The organism is Variovorax sp. OV329 (assembly GCF_900114785.1).
In the GTDB taxonomy this organism is placed as follows: Bacteria; Pseudomonadota; Gammaproteobacteria; order Burkholderiales; family Burkholderiaceae_C; genus Variovorax.
Genome location: NZ_FOUG01000017.1, coordinates 110234 through 131441, shown reverse-complemented (window position 1 = coordinate 131441; position 21208 = coordinate 110234). Strand labels below are relative to the sequence as shown.

General features: G+C 69.1%; 21 protein-coding genes. 6 read left to right on the top strand and 15 right to left on the bottom strand.

Annotated features, from left to right (window positions below):
* Window positions 1–5 precede the first annotated feature (5 nt).
* Entirely contained in the window at window positions 6–785 is a 780-nt protein-coding gene (gene fabI, locus BM345_RS23615) for an enoyl-ACP reductase FabI (protein ID WP_093384491.1), read from the bottom strand.
* Window positions 782–3376: a DUF3141 domain-containing protein gene (locus BM345_RS23610; protein ID WP_175545127.1), complete on the bottom strand. Its 2595-nt coding sequence runs from the start codon at window positions 3374–3376 to the stop codon at window positions 782–784. Before BM345_RS23610 ends, fabI begins: the two co-directional genes overlap by 4 nt.
* Before the next feature lie 120 nt (window positions 3377–3496).
* Between BM345_RS23610 and BM345_RS23605 the strand changes: the two genes are divergently transcribed.
* Window positions 3497–4447, top strand: coding sequence for a phosphate acetyltransferase (locus tag BM345_RS23605; protein ID WP_093384488.1), 951 nt, complete (start codon window positions 3497–3499; stop codon window positions 4445–4447).
* Between the two features lie 9 nt (window positions 4448–4456).
* On the opposite strand, the gene BM345_RS23600 is transcribed toward BM345_RS23605, so the two are convergent.
* Window positions 4457–4816, bottom strand: a complete 360-nt coding sequence (locus BM345_RS23600; RefSeq protein ID WP_093384485.1) for a PRC-barrel domain-containing protein — start codon at window positions 4814–4816, stop codon at window positions 4457–4459.
* A gap of 112 nt (window positions 4817–4928) precedes the next feature.
* On the bottom strand, window positions 4929–5105 hold the full coding sequence (locus BM345_RS30260; protein ID WP_175545126.1) for a hypothetical protein: 177 nt from the start codon (window positions 5103–5105) through the stop codon (window positions 4929–4931).
* A 175-nt stretch (window positions 5106–5280) separates the two neighbouring features.
* Between BM345_RS30260 and BM345_RS23595 the strand changes: the two genes are divergently transcribed.
* Both BM345_RS23595 and BM345_RS23590 read left to right on the top strand, forming a co-directional pair.
* Window positions 5281–5691, top strand: a complete 411-nt coding sequence (locus tag BM345_RS23595; RefSeq protein ID WP_093384482.1) for a low affinity iron permease family protein — start codon at window positions 5281–5283, stop codon at window positions 5689–5691.
* Between the two features lie 154 nt (window positions 5692–5845).
* On the top strand, window positions 5846–6121 hold the full coding sequence (locus BM345_RS23590) for a hypothetical protein (protein ID WP_093384479.1): 276 nt from the start codon (window positions 5846–5848) through the stop codon (window positions 6119–6121).
* Window positions 6122–6135: 14 nt separating this feature from the next.
* Here BM345_RS23590 and BM345_RS23585 read toward each other — a convergent pair whose 3' ends face one another.
* Genes BM345_RS23585 through BM345_RS23570 form a run of 4 tightly spaced genes read right to left on the bottom strand, consistent with a single transcriptional unit; the run spans window position 6136 to window position 9860 of the window.
* The gene (locus BM345_RS23585; protein WP_093384476.1) at window positions 6136–6984 is read right to left on the bottom strand and encodes a fumarylacetoacetate hydrolase family protein; all 849 of its coding nucleotides are present in this window, start codon (window positions 6982–6984) and stop codon (window positions 6136–6138) included.
* A gap of 43 nt (window positions 6985–7027) precedes the next feature.
* On the bottom strand, window positions 7028–7786 hold the full coding sequence (locus tag BM345_RS23580; protein WP_254789948.1) for an IclR family transcriptional regulator: 759 nt from the start codon (window positions 7784–7786) through the stop codon (window positions 7028–7030).
* 30 nt (window positions 7787–7816) lie between these two features.
* The gene (locus BM345_RS23575) at window positions 7817–9310 is read right to left on the bottom strand and encodes a bifunctional 3-(3-hydroxy-phenyl)propionate/3-hydroxycinnamic acid hydroxylase MhpA (RefSeq protein ID WP_093384470.1); all 1494 of its coding nucleotides are present in this window, start codon (window positions 9308–9310) and stop codon (window positions 7817–7819) included.
* Entirely contained in the window at window positions 9300–9860 is a 561-nt protein-coding gene (locus BM345_RS23570) for a VOC family protein (RefSeq protein WP_093384468.1), read from the bottom strand. Before BM345_RS23570 ends, BM345_RS23575 begins: the two co-directional genes overlap by 11 nt.
* Window positions 9861–10008: 148 nt before the next feature.
* Between BM345_RS23570 and BM345_RS23565 the strand changes: the two genes are divergently transcribed.
* Window positions 10009–10989, top strand: a complete 981-nt coding sequence (locus tag BM345_RS23565; protein WP_093384465.1) for a Bug family tripartite tricarboxylate transporter substrate binding protein — start codon at window positions 10009–10011, stop codon at window positions 10987–10989.
* 23 nt (window positions 10990–11012) lie between these two features.
* Window positions 11013–11690, top strand: coding sequence for an aspartate/glutamate racemase family protein (locus tag BM345_RS23560; protein ID WP_093384462.1), 678 nt, complete (start codon window positions 11013–11015; stop codon window positions 11688–11690).
* Between the two features lie 3 nt (window positions 11691–11693).
* On the opposite strand, the gene BM345_RS23555 is transcribed toward BM345_RS23560, so the two are convergent.
* A complete protein-coding gene (locus tag BM345_RS23555) occupies window positions 11694–12017 on the bottom strand; it encodes an FNR family transcription factor (RefSeq protein WP_093384459.1) in 324 nt (107 codons plus the stop codon).
* Between the two features lie 115 nt (window positions 12018–12132).
* Here BM345_RS23555 and soxR point away from each other — a divergent pair, with 115 nt between their 5' ends.
* Complete coding sequence (soxR, locus tag BM345_RS23550; protein ID WP_093384457.1) at window positions 12133–12597, top strand: redox-sensitive transcriptional activator SoxR; 465 nt, start codon at window positions 12133–12135, stop codon at window positions 12595–12597.
* A gap of 19 nt (window positions 12598–12616) precedes the next feature.
* On the opposite strand, the gene BM345_RS23545 is transcribed toward soxR, so the two are convergent.
* The 6 genes from BM345_RS23545 to BM345_RS23520 all read right to left on the bottom strand — a co-directional run bounded on the left by BM345_RS23545 (window position 12617) and on the right by BM345_RS23520 (window position 21206).
* Window positions 12617–14182, bottom strand: a complete 1566-nt coding sequence (locus tag BM345_RS23545; RefSeq protein WP_093384454.1) for a TerC family protein — start codon at window positions 14180–14182, stop codon at window positions 12617–12619.
* A 16-nt stretch (window positions 14183–14198) separates the two neighbouring features.
* Window positions 14199–15245: an adenylate/guanylate cyclase domain-containing protein gene (locus BM345_RS23540; protein ID WP_093384451.1), complete on the bottom strand. Its 1047-nt coding sequence runs from the start codon at window positions 15243–15245 to the stop codon at window positions 14199–14201.
* Window positions 15238–15576, bottom strand: coding sequence for an Hpt domain-containing protein (locus tag BM345_RS23535; protein ID WP_093384449.1), 339 nt, complete (start codon window positions 15574–15576; stop codon window positions 15238–15240). Before BM345_RS23535 ends, BM345_RS23540 begins: the two co-directional genes overlap by 8 nt.
* Before the next feature lie 61 nt (window positions 15577–15637).
* Complete coding sequence (locus tag BM345_RS23530; RefSeq protein ID WP_093384446.1) at window positions 15638–19915, bottom strand: GAF domain-containing protein; 4278 nt, start codon at window positions 19913–19915, stop codon at window positions 15638–15640.
* Window positions 19916–20026: 111 nt separating this feature from the next.
* On the bottom strand, window positions 20027–20653 hold the full coding sequence (locus BM345_RS23525; protein WP_093384532.1) for a dioxygenase family protein: 627 nt from the start codon (window positions 20651–20653) through the stop codon (window positions 20027–20029).
* Window positions 20654–20705: 52 nt separating this feature from the next.
* Window positions 20706–21206 carry a hypothetical protein gene (locus BM345_RS23520; RefSeq protein WP_093384443.1) on the bottom strand — a complete coding sequence of 167 codons (501 nt, stop codon included), beginning with the start codon at window positions 21204–21206 and terminating at the stop codon, window positions 20706–20708.
* Window positions 21207–21208: the final 2 nt, after the last annotated feature.

The window sequence follows — 21208 nt, the reverse complement described above, 5'->3', positions numbered from 1 at the left end:
TGTCCTCAATTCATGATGTGATAGCCGCCGTCGACGTCGAGCGTCGAGCCGGTCAGCAAGCGCGCATGGTCGGTGCACAGCATGGCGGTGGCGTAGCCCACGTCCTCGATGCTCGCGAGCTGGTGCGCCGGTGCGCGCGCGGTGGCATCGTCCAGCAGCGCATCGAACTCCGCCAGCCCCGAGGCGGCGCGCGTGCGGATCGGTCCCGGGGACACTGCATGCACACGGATGCCGCCCGGCCCCAGCTCGTGGGCGAGGTAGCGCACCGAGGCTTCCAGCGCGGCCTTCACCGGGCCCATGACGTTGTAGTTCTCCACCACCTTGTGCGCGCCGTGGAAGCTCATGGTGATGAGCGTGCCGCCATCGCGCATCAGCGGCTCGGCCAGGTGCGCCATGCGGATGAAGCTGTGGCAGGACACGTCCATCGCCATGCCGAAGCCGGCGGACGAGCAGTCTGTGAGCCGCCCCTGCAGGTCGGCCTTGGGCGCGTAGGCGATGGAATGCACCGCGGCATGCAGCACGCCCCAGCGTTCGCGCAGCGCGTCGAACACCGCTTCGAGCGCCCCGGGCTGTGTCACGTCCAGCGGCAGCAGGAGTGCGGCGTCCAGCTGTTTGGCCAGCGGCTCCACATGCGGCCTGGCCTTGTCGTTGAGGTAGGTGATGGCCAGCTCGGCCCCCAGCGCCTTGAAGGCGACAGCGCAACCCCAGGCGATGGATTGGTCGTTGGCGATGCCTGTCACCAGGATCTTCTTGCCGGCCAGCGGCGCCTGCACGGTGGTGCTCATGAGGAACGCTTCCGCGAGGCGGTGGCGCCCTTGCCCGTGGCGGGGCGGTTCACGACCAGGCGCAGTTCGCGCTGGGAGGGCTTGGCGGCGGGCTCGGCCTTGCCCCTGCCTGCCGCTGCCTTGGCCGTGGTCTTGGGCGCGGCTTTGGCTGTCTTCCTGGCCGCCGTCTTCGCCGCCTTCTTGGGCGCTGACTCGGGCGCCGTCCTGGGCGCCGCCTCAGGCGCGGACTTCGCGGTGGCCTTGGCCGTCGCGTTCACCGTGGTCTTTCCGGTGGATTTCGCGGTCGTCCTGGTCTGGCGGCGCGGCTCTTTCGCCGGCGCGTCGGTCGACACGCCCGGCACCGGCGCGCTGCTGCCCAGCGCCTGGTCGCTCGCCACGGTCTGGGCCAGTGAAAGCGACAGTGCGGCGATGCGCGCCGGGTCCACGCCCAGGCGCTCGCGGATGAAATGCGCAGCGGGCGAATTCGGGTCGGAGAGCGTCGGCTCGGCCATCAGCACCGCGGCGCCCAGCGCCAGTGCGTGTTCGCGCTCGGCCTGGGTGGGCAGCAGCTTGGGCAGGGCGCCCATGGCTTCCTGCGGCGCGAAGGTGACGATGAGGGCCTGCGCGTCGAAGATCTTCGGCCAGTCCAGCGGCTCGGCGCTGGCGGGCACGCCCACCATCTGCCGCACCATCTCGCGATGCGAGCTGCCCAGCAGCTGCGCGATGCGCAGGTTGCGCCGCTCGATGCCGCCGCCGCGCGTGATGCCCGCCAGCACGATGCGGCACACCGCCTCGGCGAAGCCGCCCTTGTCCACGTTGGCCAGCGCCATGCGGCGCGCCTTGGCCTCGTCGGTGCCGGCGCGGTGCAGGGCTGCCAGCTCGTCGGCCACGGCCGGCGGCAGCAGCGCCCCGAGCCCGCGCGGACCATAGGCGAGCGTCAGCCATTTCTCGGACGCGTCGTCGCGTGCCGTGCCCAGCTTGTCGAGGGCCTTTGTGATCCACTCCGAGCCCAGCCGTTCCCAGGCCAGCCAGACGTTGTCGGACGCCACCGGCTCGCGATGCTCGCGCGCCTGCTCGGCCGCCTGGCGCAGCCAGGGCGCAAAGGGGCTCATGTCCGACAGCGCCAGGTGCTGCTGGCGCAAGGGATGCGCCCAGCGCAGGAAGTCGCCCAGCGCGCGGCTGCCCATGGCCCGCACGAAGGGCTGCGCGAAGGTGCGGTAGGCCTGCATGTTCATCTCGGACAGCTGCGCGATGGTGCTGAACATCGCCTCGTCGCCGCGTCCGTCGGGGTCCAGCGCGCGGATGTCGTCGAAGCTGCGCATCTCGAAGCGCACGCTGTAGCCGCCGGTCTCCAGCGCGGCGAAGGCGGCGTTCGGGTCGCTGGTCTCGATCTTCATCTCGAACAGGCCCGGCGGCAGCGCCTCGATCTGGTCGAGCGTGTTCACCACCTGGTCGTGCTCCTTGCGGGCCACCGCGCCGCCCACGAAGATGCCCAGGTGCCCGATGGTCGGATGCAGCATGTAGACGATGGTGCGGCCCGCGGCCACCAGCGCTTTCTCGCTGCCCCACACGTCCAGGATCCAGTCGAGCGCCTGCTGCGGCGGCGTGATGTTGTCGCCCCATGAAGCGAACACCACCACCGGCGAAGTGATGTTGCGCAGGTCCACCTTCACGCCGTCCGCCTCGACCTCGCCGCGCGCCAGGCGGTTGCCCACGAAGAGGTTCTCGACGATGGATTCGATCTCCTCGCCTGTCATGCGGAAGTAGCCGCCCCACCAGCGCTCGAACTCCAGGAAGCGCTCGCGCTCGGTGTCGACGCTGGCGTAGAGGTTGTAGAGCTTGCCCCAGTAGGTGTTGCCCAGGTTGAGGTTCTCGAAGTTGTTCACCAGCCAGGCGCCGTCGAAGCGGTCGCCCGAGATGTCGGCGGTGAAGGCCGAGAGCCAGGCACCGCCCAGCAGGCCGCCGGCATAGCGCATGGGGTTCTGCTTGGCGCTGCCCGACCAGTAGGACAGCGGCGCGCCGTTGAGCACCAGTGGCCCCATCACGTCGCCGCGCACCGAGGCCAGCGCCGCCATGGCCCAGCCGGCCTGGCAGTTGCCGATGACGGCGGGCTTCTGCGGGCATTCGGGATGGCGGTGCACCACCTCTTCGAGAAAGGCGGCCTCGGCACGTGCCACGTCGACCAGCGTCTGGCCTTCCTCGGGCTCGGGTGAGAAGGTGACGAAGTACACCGTGTGACCCGCTCGCAATGCCACTCCCACTTCCGAATCGGGCTTGAAGCCGCCGATGCCCGGCCCGTGCCCGGCGCGCGGGTCGACGATGACGATGGGGCGCTTGGCCGCGTCGACGGGCATGCCGGCCGTGGGCACGATGCGCAGCAGCGAGTAGTTGCAGGGGCGGGGCAGGGTGCGCCCGTCCAGCACCAGCTCGTGTTCGAAGGTCAGCAGCGGCGGCTTGCCCGCCAGCAGGTGCTCGAGGAAGACGTTGCCGCGCTCGCGCAGCACGTCGGCGGTCAGCACGCTGCGCTGCCAGGTGTCCAGGCTGTAGGCGGCAAGATCCTGGATCGCGCGTTGCAGGGCAACGGCGTCCGGTACGTGATCGGATGCGCTCATCGCTTGTCCCTCCTCGGGCTTGCTATGTTGCGCAGCAGCATGCACCATTCGCGCGTCAATTCTTCGGATACCCACGAGTTCGCTCAGGTATTTGTGGCCAACGCGCTGGAAGCCTCAACCATGTCGTCCGACAACGCACCTCATCCGCACTACGACCGCCTGATCGCCACCGTGCGCCAGCTCCCGCCGCTTCGCGTGGCCGTTGTTCATCCGGCCAACGGGCCCTCGCTCGAAGGGGCGCTGAGTTCCGCCAGGATGGGGCTCATGGTGCCGGTGCTGGTGGGCCCGCGCGCCAAGATCGAGGCAGCGGCACAGGAACTGGGCGCCTCACTGCAGGGCATCGAGCTCATCGACGCACCTCACAGCCATGCGGCGGCCGAGCAGGCGGCTGTCTTGGCACGAGACGGCAAGGTCGACGCCTTGATGAAGGGCAGCCTGCACACCGACGAACTCATGGGCGCGGTAGTGCGGCGCGAGGCCGGCCTGCGCACGGCGCGGCGCATCAGTCACTGCTTCGTCATGGACGTGCCGGGGCACCAGCAGCCGCTCATCATTTCCGATGCGGCCATCAACATCGCGCCCACGCTGGAAGAAAAGGTCGATATCGTGCAGAACGCCATCGACCTGGCGCATGCGCTGCGTCTGACCACGGTGCGGGTCGCCATTCTCTCGGCCATGGAGACGGTGAACTCGAAGGTGCCGTCGACCATCGACGCAGCGGCGCTGTGCAAGATGGCGGAGCGCGGGCAGATCACCGGCGGCGTGCTGGACGGCCCGCTGGCCATGGACAACGCCATCGACGCCGAAGCCGCGCGCATCAAGGGCATCGTCTCGCCGGTGGCGGGTCACGCGGATGTGCTGATTGCGCCCGACCTCGACGCCGGCAACATGCTGGCCAAGAGCCTGACCTTCCTCGCCGGCGCCTATGCCGCCGGCATCGTGCTGGGCGCGAAGGTGCCCGTCATCCTCACCAGCCGCGCAGACTCCGAGCCTGCGCGGCTGGCGTCCGTCGCGGTCGCGGCACTGCTGGCGCAGGCCGCGCGGGAAGGGCGCATTCGCGCCGTTGGCTGAGAGGCGCCCTCAGAGCGGGCCCACCCCGTAGTAGCTGTTGATGTTGTTGCGGTAGTCGGGATCGTAGTCGCGGACCTCATCCTTGGCGTAGCGCGGCGCGCCGTCCAGGGTGGGCTTGTCCAGCGGCACTACGTAGCCTTCACGCGTGGTGTCGTAGTCCAGCATGCTCCATGGCACGGGGTAGCGGTCGGTGCCGATGCCCAGGAAGCCGCCGAACTCCAGCACCGCGTAGCAGACCTGGCCCGAGACCTTGTCGATCATCAGGTCGTCGATGGTGCCCAGCTTGTCGCCGTTGGCCGCATAGACGGTGGTGCCCTCTACGCGCTCGGAAGAAATGACGTTGCGGCTCGTTTCGCTCACGGGGGTCATGTGACATCTCCTGGTGGGTGGGCGGCATGATCGCCGCCTGGGGGCCACTATCCCCCGCCACCCGGCCCGCGTTGATCGGGCAAGGGGCCAAGTGCATGTAGGCGCCGGTCGGTCAGGGTTGTTTTCTCGATGCCGGGCTGTTCGTGGGAACGCGCGGCGTCGTTGTCGGCAACTCGTGCGGCGTCGTGCCGTCCGGGTTGCTGTGTTTCTTCTCGATGCCCTTCATGTCGCTCGGGCTGCCAGGCGAGGCAGGCCCACGGCGCGCATGCTTTCTCTTGGTGTCTGGCATGGTCAGGCTCCTTTCAAGAGGGAGATTCCAGTGTGCGCCGCCGCGGCTTCGAGGCTGTAGGACGAGGGCTGCCATCCGCGCAGTGCGCATTCCGGAACGCGGTGGTGTCCCACGCCGTGCGTGGGAGAGCTTGGCTATATTGCCTCGCGTGTTCATTGCCTTTGCGGAGGCGAGAATGAAGAAGCCTGATGTCTACACGCGCTTCGCCACCAATGCATCGCGCTTCTGCGGCCGGCCCGGCGTTTTCATGCTCGCGGTGGGGGTGGTGCTGACCTGGATCGTCAGCGGACCGCTCTTCGGCTTCAGCGATACGTGGCAACTGGTGATCAACACCGGCACCACCATCGTCACCTTCCTGATGGTTTTCCTGATCCAGAACTCACAGAACCGGGACACCGCCGCGATCCAGATCAAGCTCGACGAACTGATCCGCGCCACGCGCGGCGCCCACAACGCGCTGCTGGATCTGGAAGAACTGGAAGACAAGGAGTTGCAGATCTTCCGCGACCGCTACGAGAAGCTGGCGCAATCGGCACGCGATGCGATCGCCGGCGGCGGCCTGGACACGGAGTCGCCGGAAGCCTGACGCGCGAGGGCGCAGCAGCGGATCGCAGCCGTGCTCGGCATGCGTGTCAGCGCACCGCCGATACCTCCTACGCAGGCCGCTTCGATGCTCCTACGCCCTCGCAGCAGCTTCATGCCTAAGGTGAGGGCTTCGGCCTTCAGCGAGAACCAACATCATGGACTCTTCGACACGAGCCAACGCCCGCCACGACCGGCAGGACAACAAGCGCGCATTCCGCTGGGGCGCGGTCCTCGTGGCCGTGCTCATCGCAGGTGCCGTGGGCTACAACCTGGTCTCGCGTGAGCGGGCTGGACCTTTGAACCCCGACACGCCGACGACGCAGCAGAGGCCTGCGCCCGCCGAGGGTGGCCAGAGCGGCGCCGCGGGGCCTGGAAACGCGGAAGGCACCGGCACCGGCGACACCAGCGGCACCGGCGCGCCGCGCAACTAGCGCGGCATCCTTGTTTACTCGGCGCGCACGCCGTTGCGCAGCACGCCGATCGCGTCCACGTCGATCTCCACCACGTCGCCTGCCTTCATCCACACGGGCGGGTTGCGCTTGGCACCCACGCCACCGGGCGTGCCGGTCACGATGACGTCGCCCGGATGCAGCGGCGTGAAGGCCGAGATGTGCGCGATCTGCGCCGGGATGCTGTGAATCATCTTGTCGGTGGTGGTGCGCTGCATCTCCTGGCCGTTCAGGCGCGTGACGAGGGTCATCACCCGGTCGTCGGCGATCTCGTCGCGCGTGACCATCCAGGGGCCGAAGCCGCCGGTGCGCCAGAAATTCTTGCCGGCGGTCCACTGCGTGGTGGCGGACTGCCAGTCGCGGATGGTGCCGTCGTTGTAGCAGGCGTATCCGGCGATGTGCTTCCAGGCGTCGGCTTCGGCGATGCGGCGGCCGCCCTGGCCGATGACGATGGCGATCTCACCCTCGTAGTCCAGCCGTGTCGATTCGCGCGGCAGCATGATGTCCTCGCCATGCGCGAGCTGCGAGTCGGACACGCGCAGGAAGAGGGCGGGCTTCTCGGTGATCTCGCGGCCGGTCTCGCGCACGTGCTCGCCGTAGTTCAGGCCCACGCAGATGATCTTGCCCGGGTTGGGGATCACCGGCAGCAGCTTCACTTCGCTCAGGGGCAGGCTGACCTTCGCGTTCGCGGCGGCGTTGGCGGCCTCGGCCACCAGGCCGGCGGCGATCAGCGCCTTGAGGTCGGGCGCGCGCGCGCCGAAGACCGCGCCGAGGTCGACCACGCGTTCGCCTTGCACCGCGCCGTAGCTGTCGATGCTGTTGTATTGGAAGCTGATGAGTTTCATGCCGTCGTACCTGCTGTCAGTGAGTGAAGTGAAGGAAATGGATCTACGCCAGCCGACCTCCGATCCGGCCTGCGGCCTCGGTGATCAGCGACACCAGCTTGTCGATGTCGACGATGGCCAGGCGAGAGGTGTCGAAGACGAGCGACAGGGCCGCCCACGCGCCCCCGTCGTGCTTGAGAATGGGCGCCGCGATGGCCGCCAGCTGCGGCTCCAGCTCCCCGATGGAAACGTAGTGCCCCGCCTTGCGGATGGCCGCGAAGTGGCGCCGGAATTCGCTCCACTCGCCGGGCAGGCCGCTCTTCACCGCCTCCTTCTGCCGCGCATCGAAGAGCTTGCGCAGCTGCGGTGAGGTGAAGGTGGAGAGCAGCACCTTGGGCGCCGCGCCCTGGAACAGCGGCCGCGGCCGGCCGCGTCCGTAGGCCAGTGCCGGCGGGGTGCTGCCCATTTCGCGGTGCGTGTCCAGCACCTGGTGCCCGAACAGGCCCGACACCACGCAGTCGAAGCCGGTGGCGGCCACCAGCTCGCGCATCACCGGGATGCCTTCGCGCAGCACCGGGTCGGCCTTCTTGATGTAGTGGTCCAGCACGATGATGCGCGGCCCCAGCGCGTAGTGCGAATCCTCCACCCGCTGCAGCAGGCCCGCCTCCAGCAGCAGCCGCACGTAGCGGTAGCCGGTGGGCAGGGAGACTTCCAGCTGCGCCGAGATGTCGTCGGCGGTGCGCGTGAGGTGGGTGTCGTCGAACAGGTCGAGCACGGCCAGCATGCGGCCCAGGCTGGACATGGATTTTTCGGCAGCGGCCACGCAGGCTCCTTCTTGTCGTCGTGTTCTTCTTCATGGCGCGACAGGGAGGTATTGCGAGATGCGATCCAGTTCCGGCCCCGTGCGCGCGATGCCGACGATATATCGGTCGGGCCGCAGTATCACCGCACGGGCCTGGTGGGCTTCGAGCCACTCGGACAGCGGCGCGGCCGGCTGGTCGATGACGATGGCACCGGCGCGCTGCCAGCGCTCGAGCGTGGCGGGGCAGGCGGCAGCCAACGCGTCGGCGCGGCCGATCACGGCGCTGCGCCGGCCCAGCAGCTCGTCGAGCAGGCGGCCGTCCGGCAGGCGCGGCTGCGGAAAGGGCCGGCCGGCGGGCGAGTCGGGTGCGGCCTCGTCGAAGGCGCCGCGGCCCAGCATCTGCGGCGGCAGCTCGAAGATCTCGGGGCGGCCGGCGGCGAAGCGCGCGTCGCGCTGCGCCGCCAGTTGCGGGTCGGTGGTCTGGATGATGTCGCCCAGGCGCACCGCGAGCTCGATGAGCGAGCGCACGTGCGGGGCCCGCTCGCTCTCGTAGGTGTCGAGCAGTTCGGGCGGGGCCTGGCGTGTGAGCACGGCTTCGAGCTTCCACGCCAGGTTGGCCGCATCGCGGATGCCGGCGCACATGCCCTGGCCGAGGAAGGGCGGCGTCTGGTGGCAGGCATCGCCGGCGAGCAGCAGGCGGCCCTGGCGCCAGCCTTCGGCGATGACGGAGTGGAAGGTGTAGATGGCCGCGCGCTCCAGCGTCGCCTGCTCCGGGCGCACCCAGGGCGCGACCAGCTTCCACAGGGACTCGGGGCGCACCAGCGCCTCGCGGTCGTCGCCCGGCATCACCATGATCTCCCAGCGCCGCCGGTTGCCCACCACGTTGCAGTAGGTCATGGGGCGGGCGGGGTCGCAGTACTGCACGGTGTGGGTGGGCAGGTCCACGGCCTCATCGAGCACCACGTCGAACACCAGCCAGGGCTGGCGCAGGCCCAGGTCGACCAGGGCGCTGCCCATGTGCTGGCGCACCGGCGAGCGGGCGCCGTCGCAGCCGACCAGATAGCGGGCGCGTTGCTGGATCTGATTGCCGGTGATGCGGTCGCGCAGGTCGAAGCGCACCCCGTGCGCGTCCTGTTCCAGCGCCAGCAGCTCATGGTTCAGCCGCACCTCCACTTTCGGGAAGCGCGAGAGGCCGGCGCGCAGCACGGTTTCCAGCTCAGGTTGATGGAAGTAGTAGTTGTTGGCGCAGCCGTGCGGACCCAGCGCCGCGGTGCCGCCGCGGATCAGCAGGGTCTCGCCGGCGGCGTTGACGAAATGCATGCCCTGCGTGCCGGGCCGGGCGATGGCCAGCACCTCGTCGCGCAGGCCGGCGCTCTGCAGGATGCGCAGCACCTCGCCGTCGAAATGGATGGCGCGCGGCAGCGGGAAGACGCCGGCTTCCTTGTCCAGCACCAGCACCGAGAGGCCGGCCGCGCCCAGCAGGTTCGCCAGCGTCGCGCCGGTGGGGCCGAGGCCGGCGATGGCGACGTCGAACTCAGTCGCCACGCTGGTCTTCCTGCATGCGGCGCGCGACCTCGGCCTGCCATTCGGCACGGCTCATGAACTTGGGGAAGCGCTTCGCGATGGCCTCGGCCTGCGCCAGGATGGCTTCGTCCGGCTGCGCGATGTCGATGGGCTCGCGCAGCGGCTGCTCGCAGTACCAGGGCGTGTCCATGAAGAGCTCCAGGCGGTTGCCCTCCGGGTCACGGCAGTAGATGGAGACCGCGTTGCCATGCGTCACCGGGTGCATGTCGCTCGCGCCGTGCGCCAACAGGCGGTCGTGGAAGCGGCGCAGCGTGGCGATGTCGGGCACGCGGAAGGAGATCTGGTTGACCACGTTGAAGGGCAGTGCTTCCGGCCGGCCGGTGGCCAGCACCAGCTGGTGGTGCTCGGCCGGGTCGCGGCTGAGAAAGACCAGTTGCACCGTGCCCAGGTCGCCCGCGTCGGTCTGCGTGAAGCGCAGGGCCTGCTTGTAGAAGGCGGCCATGCGGGGCAGGTCGCGCACGTACAGCCCGAAGTGGCTGAACTGCAGATCCGAAGGGGTCTTTTTGCTCATCTCCAATGTCTCCTTGCGATAAACAGGCATCGAACCAGCCGATGCGATGGAGAAATGATATTCATATTCTCATAATTTGACAATACTAGCGTTATTCGTATCATGGCGACACGTGCAAGTGGCACGCATTCCCACCTGGAGACAACAGATGAAGGTTCTGAACAAGGGCGCCGGCCGCTGGCTGGCAGGCGTGGTGATGGCGGCGATGGCCGCCGGCGCGGCCGCCCAGGCCGACTACCCGACGAAGCCGGTGCGCATCATTGCCCCTTTCCCGGCAGGCAGCGGGCCGGATGCGAATGCGCGCGAGATCGCGGCGGAGCTGACCAAGATCCTGGGCCAGTCCTTCTTCGTGGAGAACCGTCCCGGCGCGTCCAACATCATCGGCACCGAGGTGGCGGCCAAGGCGCCGGCCGATGGCTACTCGCTCTACATCGGCACCACGAGTTCGCTGTCGGTGGTGCCGCACCTCTACAGCAAGCTGCCCTTCAATGCGGAGAAGGATTTCGCGCCGGTGAGCCTGCTGGGGGTGCTCAACACAGGCCTCATCGCCACGCCCGGCCTGCCGGCCAAGGATGCGAAGGCGCTCATCGCCGAGCTCAAGGCCAGGCCGGATTCGGTGACGGTGGCCACGGCGGGCATCGGCAGCTATTCGCACCTGTCGGCCATCTGGTTCAACGACCTGGCGGGCGTGAAGACCAACCTGGTGCCCTACAACAGCAACAGCCCCTATGTCGACCTCATGGCCGGCCAGGTGCAGGCCATGTTCGACGGCCTGCCGGCGGCGGCCAGCAACATCCGCGCGGGCAAGCTCAAGCTGCTGGCCATCACCGGCAAGGAGCGCCACCCCAGCTTCCCCGACACGCCCACCTTCGCCGAGTCGGGGCTGCCCGACTACGCGCCCATCGCCTGGCAAGGCGTGCTCGCGCCGGCCGGCACGCCCAAGCCCATCCTGGAGAAGCTGAGCGCAGCCATGCGCAAGGCCTGCCAGTCCGAAGAACTCGCCAGGAAGTGGCGCGACTACGGCGGCGAGCTGCGCTGCAACTCGCCGGCCGAATTCGCTGCCTTCATCGAGGCGGACCGGGCCATGTGGGGCAAGGTGATCCGCCAGGCCAACGTGAAGCTGGACTGATCCGACGCGGCTATCCTGCGGAAATGACGCCACCCGCCTCGCCGCCACGCATCGCGCTGATCCATGCGCTCGTCCATTCGATGGCCCCGATCAACCAGGCCTTCGAACGCCTGTGGCCGCAGGCCCGGCGCATGCACCTGCTGGACGACAGCCTCTCGGGCGACCTGGCGCTGCGCGGCGGTGGCCTGGACGAGGCGATGCACCAGCGCTTCGCCACGCTGGGCAACTACGCGGTGGCCTGCGGCGCCGACGCGATCCTCTTCACCTGCTCGGCCTTCGGCCCCTGCATCGAGGCGGTGGCGGCGCAGCATCCGGACATGCCTGTGCTCAAGCCCAACGAGGCCATGATCGACGAGGCGGCGAAGAGCGGCCGGCGTATCGGCCTGCTCGCCAGCTTCGCGCCCACGCTGACCAGCATGCCGCCCGAGTTTCCGGCTGGCGTTTCGCTCGATGTGCAACTGGCCGGCGATGCGATGGCGGCGCTGAACGCCGGCGATGTCGGGGCGCACGACGCCGCGGCACTTGCAGGTGCGCAGGCCCTGGTCGAGCGTGGCGCCGAGGTGATCGCACTGGCGCAGTTCAGCCTGGCGCGCGCTGCGCCGCTGCTTCGCGAGCGGCTGGCCGTGCCCGTGCTCACCACCGTAGACAGCGGCGTGCTGCGCCTGCGCCGGCGATTCGACCCGGACGCTTCGGTGCCCTGAGGCTCAGGCGCCCGAAAAAAGGCCCATGTCGGCTCGCACGCCCAGCCGTTTCATGAAGTCGGTGGGGTCGAAGCCTTCCTCCGCGTACCGGCGGCTGATCTGCGCGCGGGCCGCGGCCAGCGCCTCGGGGCTGTTCCATTCCACCAGCGTGGCGACGTTGAACTCACTGCCGCTGCGCTCGGTCATCACGCGGTTCTGCCGGCAGCCAGGCAGGGCGGCCACGGCCTGGTCGATCCAGTGCAGCCGCTTGAGAAAGGCGGGCAGGGCGTCGGCGGGGACGGCGAACTTGTCGATGCGGTAGACGGATCCGGAAATCTGCGATGCCATGAAGGGCTCCTTCGTTCATTGACGAGATGATTCGTGCGGGCTTTGGGCCGCACCGGGTGCGAAGTCTCAAACCTCAACTAAAGTTGAGGTCAAGCACTTTCATCCCGAGCCCCTCATGCAGATCCGACTTCCCGAAGGCATGGCCGCCACGCTCAGCGTGGGCGAGGTGGCGCAGCGCAGTGGCGTGGCGGTGTCGACACTGCACTTCTACGAGGGCAAGGGCCTGATCCACAGCGAGCGCACCGAGAGCAACCACCGCCGCTATGCGCGGGCGGTGCTGCGGCGCGTGGCCTTCATCCGCGTGGCGCAGCGGGTGGGCATTCCGCTGGCGGACATCGCCACTGCTCTGGAGGCCTTGCCGGCCGCCAGCGCGCCCAGCCGCGCAGACTGGACGCGCCTGTCTGCCAACTGGCGGGCCGAACTGGACGAGCGCCTGGCGCAGTTGAAGAAGCTGCGCGATCAACTGGACGACTGCATCGGCTGCGGCTGCCTGTCGATCGACCGCTGCAGGCTCCGCAATCCGCTGGACAAGCTGGGCGACGAGGGAGCCGGGCCGCGCCGGCTGATTGCGAAGCGCTGAAAAAAACAAGGTCCTGGAATCAGCCCGGTTCTTCCTCGGGCTGCACGCGCCGGATGCTGACGAAGCGGATGCGCTGAGCATCCACTTCGTCCACGCGAAAGCACAGGTCCTCGTGGCGCCAGGTCTCGCCGGCGCGCGGCAGCCGCCCGAAGTTGTCGAGCAGGTAGCCCGCCAGCGAGACGTAGCGGTCCTCCTCGCTGACCAGGCCGCTGGTCTCCAGTTCCTGCTCCAGCTGGTGCAGGTCGGCGCTGCCGGCCACGCGCCAGTTGGAAGCGTCCACCTGCTGGATCTCCAGGCCCTCGTCCTCGTCGGGAAACTCGCCGGCGATCGCCTCCAGCACGTCGATGGGCGTGACCAGGCCCTTGAGCGTGCCGTGCTCGTCGCTGACCAGCGCGAGCTGGCCGCGCGCCTGGCGCAGCACGTCGATGGCGCGGATGGCGGTGGTGCCCTCGGGCAGGTAGATGGGCGGGCGCAGGTGCGGGCCCTCGGGCGGCAGGTGGCCGTGCGTGAACAGGGCGGCGAGCAGCTCGTTAGAGCGGCCCACGCCCACCACGGCGTCCAGCGAGCCGCGGCACACGGGGAGCATGCCGTGCGGCGATTCGAGCAGCTGGGCTCGCACCGCATCTGGCGGGTCTTCCAGGTCGACCCAGGAGATGTCGGCGCGCGGAGTCATGATGGTGCGCACCGTGCGCTCGGCCAGGGTGAGCACGCCGCTGACCATGTGGCGTTCCTCGGCGGCGAAGGCCGGCGCGCCAACCGCCTGCGCATCGGCGGGCGTGCCCGCATCGATGCCCGCGCCAGCCTGCGCGCGGCTCCCCAGCAGGCGCAGCACGGTCTCGGCGGTGCGCTCGCGCAGCGGCCGCTGGGCCAGGTGGCGGGCCTGGTTTCGCCGGGCCCACTGGTTGAAGAACTCGATGAGGATGGAGAAGCCGATGGCCGCGTACAGGTAGCTCTTGGGCATGTGGAAGCCCAGGCCGTCGGCCACCAGGCTCAGGCCGATCATCAGCAGGAAGCTCAGGCACAGCACCACGACGGTCGGATGCATGCTGACGAAGCGCGCCAGCGGCCCCGAGGCCACCAGCATCACGCCCACCGCGATGATCACCGCGGCCATCATCACCGGCAGCTCGTTGACCATGCCCACCGCGGTGATCACCGAGTCGAGCGAGAACACCGCGTCGAGCACCACGATCTGCGCCACCACCAAGCCGAAGCCCGCGTGCGCCGTGGAGCGTTCGCCCGAGTGCGGCAGGCCTTCCAGCCGTTCGTGCAGTTCGGAGGTGGCCTTGAAGAGCAGGAACAGGCCGCCGCCCAGCAGGATCAGGTCGCGTCCCGAGAAGGAGAAGTCGCCCAGGCCGAAGAGCGGCCTGGTGAGCTTGGACAGCCAGGAGATGGCCGCCAGCAGCGCCAGCCGCATGAACAGTGCCAGGCTCAGGCCGATGAGCCGTGCGCGGTCCCGCTGGGCAGGCGGCAGCTTCTCGACCAGGATGGCGATGAACAGCAGGTTGTCGATGCCCAGCACGATCTCCAGCACGACCAGGGTTGCCAGGCCCACCCAAGTCGCGGGATCGGAAAGGAGCTCCATCACTGCTGCAATGTCTTCAGGCGGCCCCGTGCACCGCGAACACTTCCACCGGCGCCGCCTTGCCGCGCAGGTGTACCCTGCCGAGCGCTTCCGTCTCGCAACGGCCACCCACGGCCTGGCAGGTGTCGGGGTCGATGAGGATCATGCGGCCCACCTCCTTGGTGTGCGACTCCAGACGCGCCGCCAGGTTCACCGTGTTGCCGATGCAGGTGTAGGTGGCACGCGACTGCGTGCCCGTGTAGCCGGCCACCATCTCGCCGGTGGCAATGCCCACGCCGATGCGAAGGAGCGGCTTGCCTGCCGAAGTGCGCTGGTTGTTGAGCACCTGAAGCATCGCCACCATGTCCAGCGCCGCGTGCACCGCCTGAGCCGCATGGTCGTCCATGGGCAGCGGCGCGCCGAAGATGCACATGAGGCCGTCGCCGATCATCTGGTTGACCACGCCGCCATGCTTGTTGATGGCCTCGAACATCAGCGCATACCAGGTGTTGAGCAGCTCGATGGTCTCTTCCGGCGGCGTCGATTCCACCAGCGAGGTGAAGCCGCGGATGTCGGCGAACATCACCGTGCCCTCCACCCGTCGGCCACCCAGCGCGAAGCCCGACTGCTGCAGATCCTGCGCCACCTCGGAGGTGGCGAAGCGCCGCACCATGTCCTTCTGCATGTCGCGCAGGCGCTTCTTCTCCAGGCTGGCGTCGACTCGGGCCTTGAGCAGGACGCCATTGACCGGCTTGTGCAGGTAGTCCTCCGCGCCCAACTCGATGCAGCGCACCACGCCGGCCATCTCTTCCAGCGAGGAGGTGACCACCACCGGCAGGTCGCGCAGGCGCGGGTCGCCGGAGAGACGCTCCAGCACCTGGAAGCCATTCATCTCGGGCATCTCGATGTCCAGCAGCATGAGGTCGAACTCGCCCTCCTGCAGCATTTCCAGGGCGATGCGGCCGTTCTCGGCGCAGGCCACGCGGTGGCCCTGCTGCTCGAGCCCGCGGGTGAGCAGCATGCGGTTGACTTTGTTGTCGTCCACCACCAGCAGGCGGGCCGGGTTGGATTCGGGTTCAGCCATTGCCGATGCGCTCCTCCAGGGCGACGACCACGCCTTGCCAGTCGTCGTGCAGCTCGTCGAGCGCGGCCTGCGTGGCGGCGGGCAGCCCGCCTTGCTCCAGGGCGCGTGCCTTGGCGGCGAAACCCAGGGCACCAAAGGTCAGGCCGTTGGATTTGAGCGAGTGCGCGTTGCGGCGGAACGCATCGGCATCGCCGGCGGCGAAGGCGTCGCGCAACGCTTGCAGCAGGGTGGGCGCCTCTTCCAGGAAGGTCTGGACCAGCTCGCCCACGAAGTCGGCGCCGGCGGTCTGTTCCAGCTCGGACCAGGCGGCGGTATCGATGATGTCGGTCATTGGAAAAGCTCCGTGCCTGGCGCTGCGGTGCAAGGCCGGCAGGCCACGGGCGGTTGAAGACTCATGCAGTCAGTCCCTTGGTGTTGGCCGGCACGCGGGCCAGCGCTTCGATCAGCCGGTCCACGCGGATCGGCTTGGTGATGTAGTCGTCCATGCCGGCGGCGATGCACATCTCGCGGTCGCCCTGCATGGCGTTGGCGGTCATGGCGACGATGCTGGGGCGCTCGCCGGTCGCCAGCATCCGGCAGATCTGGCGGGTGGCATCCAGGCCGTCGAGCTCGGGCATCTGCACGTCCATCAGCACCACGTCGTAGGCCTGGCGGGCCACGGCCTCGACCGCCTCGACGCCGTTGGACGCCAGGTCGGCGCGGTAGCCCATCTGCTGCAGGAGGCGCAGCGCCAGCTTCTGGTTCACCGCGTTGTCCTCGGCCAGCAGGATGCGCAGCGGATGGCGCTGGCCCATCTCGGGGTCGATCTGGGGCTTGCGCTCGTCGGCGCCGGCGGCGGACTTGGCGCGCCCGGCCCGCGACTTGGCCGGCGCCTGGCTGGCCAGCAGGTTCATGAGCGTGTCGAAGAGCTGCGACTGGCGGATCGGCTTGGACAGGAAGGCGTCGAAGAGCTTTTCCGCATCGCCCGATTCGCGCCGGCCCAGCGAGCTGAACAGCACCAGGGGCAGGTCGGGGCGCAACTGTCGGATGCGCCGCGCCAGCTCCACGCCGTCCAGCTCGGGCATGTGCATGTCGAGGATGGCCAGGTCGAAGGCCTCGCCGGACTCCAGCACGCGCAACGCCTCCAGCGGCAGCTCCACCGGCAGCGATTCCATCCCCCACTTGGCCGCCTGGAGCGACAGCACGCGGCGGTTGGTGGCGTTGTCGTCCACCACCAGCAAGCGCCGGCCCTGAAGCTGCGCCTGCACGCCCAGCACCTCGTGGCGCCGGCTGGGCGGCACCTGCGCCGCGGGCGCCTCGATGCTGAAGTGGAAGGTGGCGCCGCGGCCCGGGCCCTCGCTCTCGGCCCACATGGTGCCGCCCATCAGTTCGGTCAGCCGCCGGCTGATGGCCAGGCCCAGGCCGGTGCCGCCGTATTTGCGGGTGGTGCTGGAATCGGCCTGCGAGAAGGACTGGAACAGCCGCGCCATGCCCTGCGGCGTGAGGCCGATGCCGGTGTCGCGCACCGAGAAGGTCAGGCGCTGCATCCCCGTGGGCTGGCGCTGCGCGCGCATGCTCAGCACCACCTCGCCACCCTCGGTGAACTTGACCGCGTTGGACAGCAGGTTCAACAGGATCTGCCGCAGCCGCGCCAGGTCGCCGCGGATGGCCAGCGGCACCTCGCCTTCGAACACGTAGGCCAGGTCCAGGTGCTTCTCGGTGGCGCGGGTGCTCACCAGGTCCATGGCCGATTCGACGCAGTCGCGCAGTTCGAAGGGCTGCTGCTCGATCTCCATGCGGCCGGCCTCGATCTTCGAGTAGTCGAGGATGTCGTTGATGATGGTCAGGAGCGCATCGCCCGACTCGCGGATCGTGGAGACGTAGTCCTGCTGCTCGGCATCGAGCCGGGTGTCCAGCAGCAGGCCGCTCATGCCGATCACCGCATTCATCGGCGTGCGGATCTCGTGGCTCATGGTGGCCAGGAAGGCGCTTTTGGCCTCGTTGGCCGACTCGGCCGCGGCTCGGGCCTCCTGGGTCTGCTTGAACAGGGCCGCGTTCTGGATCGCCACCACTGCCTGGTCGGCAAAGGTCTTCAGCAGCTTGATGTCCTTCGCGCTGAAGGGGCCGGTCGGCTGGCGCGTGACGTGGATCGAACCGATGTCCTCGCCCTGCCACATCAGCGGTGCGACCAGCACCGCGTAGTTGCCGATCGCCTTGGCGATCTCGCGCATGAACTCGGGCAGGTGCTCGTCGGCCAGCGCGTCGGGCACGTGCAGCACGTCGGGGCCCCACTGCACGCCGCCGGGCTTGGAGGGCATGACCGGGCGCGGATAGAACTTCTCCAGCACCTCGCGCGCCGAGCCGCGGTGCGCGCCCAGCACCATGTGGCCGTCCTTGACCAGCGAGATGCCCATCTGCGCGCTGGAGAACAGGCGCTGGCAGCTTTCCAGGATCTTGTCGAACACCGGCTGCGGATCGGCCATGGAGCCGCTGATCACCTGCAGCACGTCGGCAGTGGCGGTGAGCTGCTCCAGCGCCTCGTGCGTCTCGTTGAACATGCGGGTGTTCTCGATGGCGATCTCCGCCTGGTCGGCGAAGGTGCGCGCGAGCTGGATTTCCTTCTCGCCGAAGGCGCCGGTCTGCCCGCGCAGCACGCCGATGCAGCCGACGGCGTGCTGGCCCTTGAGCAGCGGGATGAACAGGCCCGATTTGTAGCCCAGCGCGATCGCCAGGTCCTGCATGCGCGGGAACTCCTTGACGCCCTCGGCGGTGTCGGCCACGTTGATCACACGCGCATCGAGCATGCAGGCGCCGGCGGCGCTGCCGCGGTCCAGCGGCCAGGGCTTGAGGAAGCCGCCCTCGCGATCGCCACGGGTACCGTCGTCGGCAAAGGCCACCACCTCGATCATGCCGTTGCGCGGAATCGAGAAGGCCACGGCGCGGCCTGCGAACAGCCGCTGGCAAGCCGTCACGATGGCGTCGAACACCGGCTGGGTCTGCGTGGGTGAACTGCTGATGACGCCCAGGATCTGGGAGATGGCGGTCTGCTGCTCCAGCGCCTCTTGTGTCTCCTTGAACAGGCGTGCGTTCTGGATGGCGATCACGGCCTGATCGGCAAAGGTCTCGAGCAGGGCGCGCTCACCCGGGCGGAAGGGGCCCAGTTCGAGGCGCTGCATGCTCAGCACGCCAATGCCGCGTCCTTCCCAGATGAGCGGCGCCGCCAGGTTGGCGTAGCTGCGGCCCATCTTCTGCGCATGCAGGCGCATGACGCGAGGCGCGTTCGGGTCGTTCAGCACGTCGGCCACCTCGTAGAGCTCGCCGGTGCGGAAGGCGATCTCCGCGGAGGTGCCGTCCACGGGCGTGGGGTTGGAGGACGCGAGCACGCGGTCGAGCGCGTCGGCCGCCTCGGCGCCCATCTGGCTGCGCCCGGCGCTCGTGGTGCGGCGCCTGACCAGCGCGAGCCTGCCTTGCTCGTCCTTCATCAGGAGGGAGAAGGAGGCGGCTTCGAACAGCCGCTCGCAGCACTCCAGGATCTTGTCGAACACCGGGCCGGTGTCGGCCACGGAACTGCCGATGACCTGCAGCACCTCGGCGGCGGCGGTCTGATGCGCCAGGGCCTCGCGCGTGTCCCGGGCGCGCTGGCGGATCTCGTCGAAGAGCTGCGCGTTCTCCAGCGCCAGACCCATGCCGGTGGCCACGGTCTCCAGCAGGCGGATCTCGTGCGGGCCGAAGGCGTACTCGCGCTCGTGGTTCTGCAGGCCGATCACGCCCAGCGCGCGCTCGCTGCCGATGATGGGTACCGCGGCTATGGAGTGGGCCCAGTCGGTGCCCGGATGGGGCTTGAGGCCCAGCTTCGTCTGCTCCTCGCGGGTGTTGGTCACGCCGGCGTGGCGCGAGTGCAGCATCAGGTCCAAGGGCTCGCCAGGCTTGAGGGGACGCGGGGGCGTCAGCGGCAGCGGGCGGTTGTGCTCGTAGCGGTACACCGCGCGCACGTGGTTGCTCTCGTGCTCCCACCACATGATGCTGACGTCGCCGCTGTCGAACATCTCGCGCAGCTTGTCGCCCACCAGCTGGATGATGGCGTCGAAGCCCAGGCGCCGCGTCATGCCCTGCTGGATGCTGTTGATCAGGTCCAGCTCGCTCTTGCGGCGCGCCAGTTCGGTGGCGCCGGACTCGAGCTGGCACTTCAGCGAATTGCATTCGCGCAAGCCCTCCAGGCCCTGCGCCGCCTGCTGGGCGATCAGGTTCAGCAGTTCGCAATGCGCCGCTTCGTAGCGGCCGCGCCTGCCCTCGATGTCGGCATAGAGATGGCCCAGGACGCCGGTGCTTCCCTTGAGCGGCGCGACCAGGCAGGAACGCTGGGCGGCCGGCGCAACCCCGTCGGGGCCGTGCCGCAACCGGGGTTCGCCCATGGCCCGGGCCTCGCCCAGCCAGTGGCCGACGGCACGCAGCAGCGCCTCGCCGTCCTCGCCGCGCGGCAGGCGCTCGGCCGCGATGTGCAGGCGCCCATCGCCGCCTTCGAGCAGCAGGAGCAGGCGCTGAGGCCCCAGCAGCCGCCGCGCTTCACGCAGCACGCGCTCGCACAACTCGGCCTCCGAGCGCGCGTCGGCCAGGCGCACCGGACCAGCGGCGGCGCGCGGCGCGGATGGGTGCGAGGGCAGGCGGGCGGAGCGGGAGCGGGGCGGGGCCATGGAGAGACAGACCTCCTGGGTCGGCGAACGGATGCGTCTCGCGGCAATGCCGCGCACTGGCCGGCAGTCTACCGGCGTCGCGCCTTCTGCGCGCGCCCGGCTGTCTCGGCCTCAGGCTGCGAGGTAGATCGGGAATCGGGCGGTCAAGCCCTGGTCGGCGGGCTCGAAGGGGCGGGTGAGGGCGGCGCGGTCTTCCGGCGACAGGCTGCGCCAAAGGAAGTCGCGCTCGTTGCCGGCGGCGCCCTGCACATACAGCTGAGTGGTCAGGAGTTCCCGGCTGTCCTGCTTGACCTTGACGTGGATGTGCGGCGTTCGGCCGGCGTAGGGCACCGGCTTGAGCGTGCGAAAGCGCCAGCGGCCGTCGGCATCGGCCTGCACCTTGCCGAAGCCCTGGAAGGCCGGATCCGCCTTCCCGCCATCGCCTGGGTGGTGGTAGTGGCCGGCCTCGTCGCATTGCCAGATTTCGACCGTGGCCCCGGCCAGCGGCCGGCCCTGCAGGTCGGCCACCGTGCCCTCGACCCAGGCGGCCTCGCCCTTGCCGTATTGCAGCGTGCCGTTGCGCAACAGGTCGTTGTCGCTGTCGACCGGGAACTGGACGGGGTAGAAGGGGCCTTCGGTCTGGCGCGGCGTCGGCCGGCGCGCGCCGGTCTGGGCGCGGGCGAGGCCCAGGCACAGGGCGGGGAAGACCACCAGTGCCGCGGCCACCTTGCGGCGCGGAAAGGACGGTTCGTGCGTCATGGGGCCCAGCATGGGCCCTCGGCCCGCCGGCATCAAGTGCTGGCGGCTTGACCTACTGGAGCTTGCGGTCTTCTTCCTTCGCCTCGGCCATGGCTTCTGGCTCCAGTTCCTCGGCCGAGCGGTTCAGGCGGATGAAGACGCCCCAGCCCACCAGCAGCGCGCCCACGGCCACGACCAGCGCGGCGGCGTGCAGCATCAGTTGCGGCTCGGAACGCGCCTTGAAAATGGTGACCAACGCCTCCACCGCGATCGCCACGACGATCACCACCATGAAGCGCGAGAGAAAGCGGCGCACCCGCGTCGGCGCACTGATGTGGGCGTCGCGGATCACTTCCTCCTCGGCGATGGTCTGCGAGATCTGCATGGCCACCACGGCGGCAGCCAGCACGCCCATGGCCTCCACCATGCCTTCGGAGGCGGCGTAGTCCCAGTCGCCGAAGCTGGCCAGCCAGCCGGCCCGGGCTGCCGCGGCCACCAGCATCAGGCCGGCGCCGGCGAAGAGCAGCGCCATGAAGCCATGGGCCACGGCGTAGAGGCGGAGGATGAATTTCATGG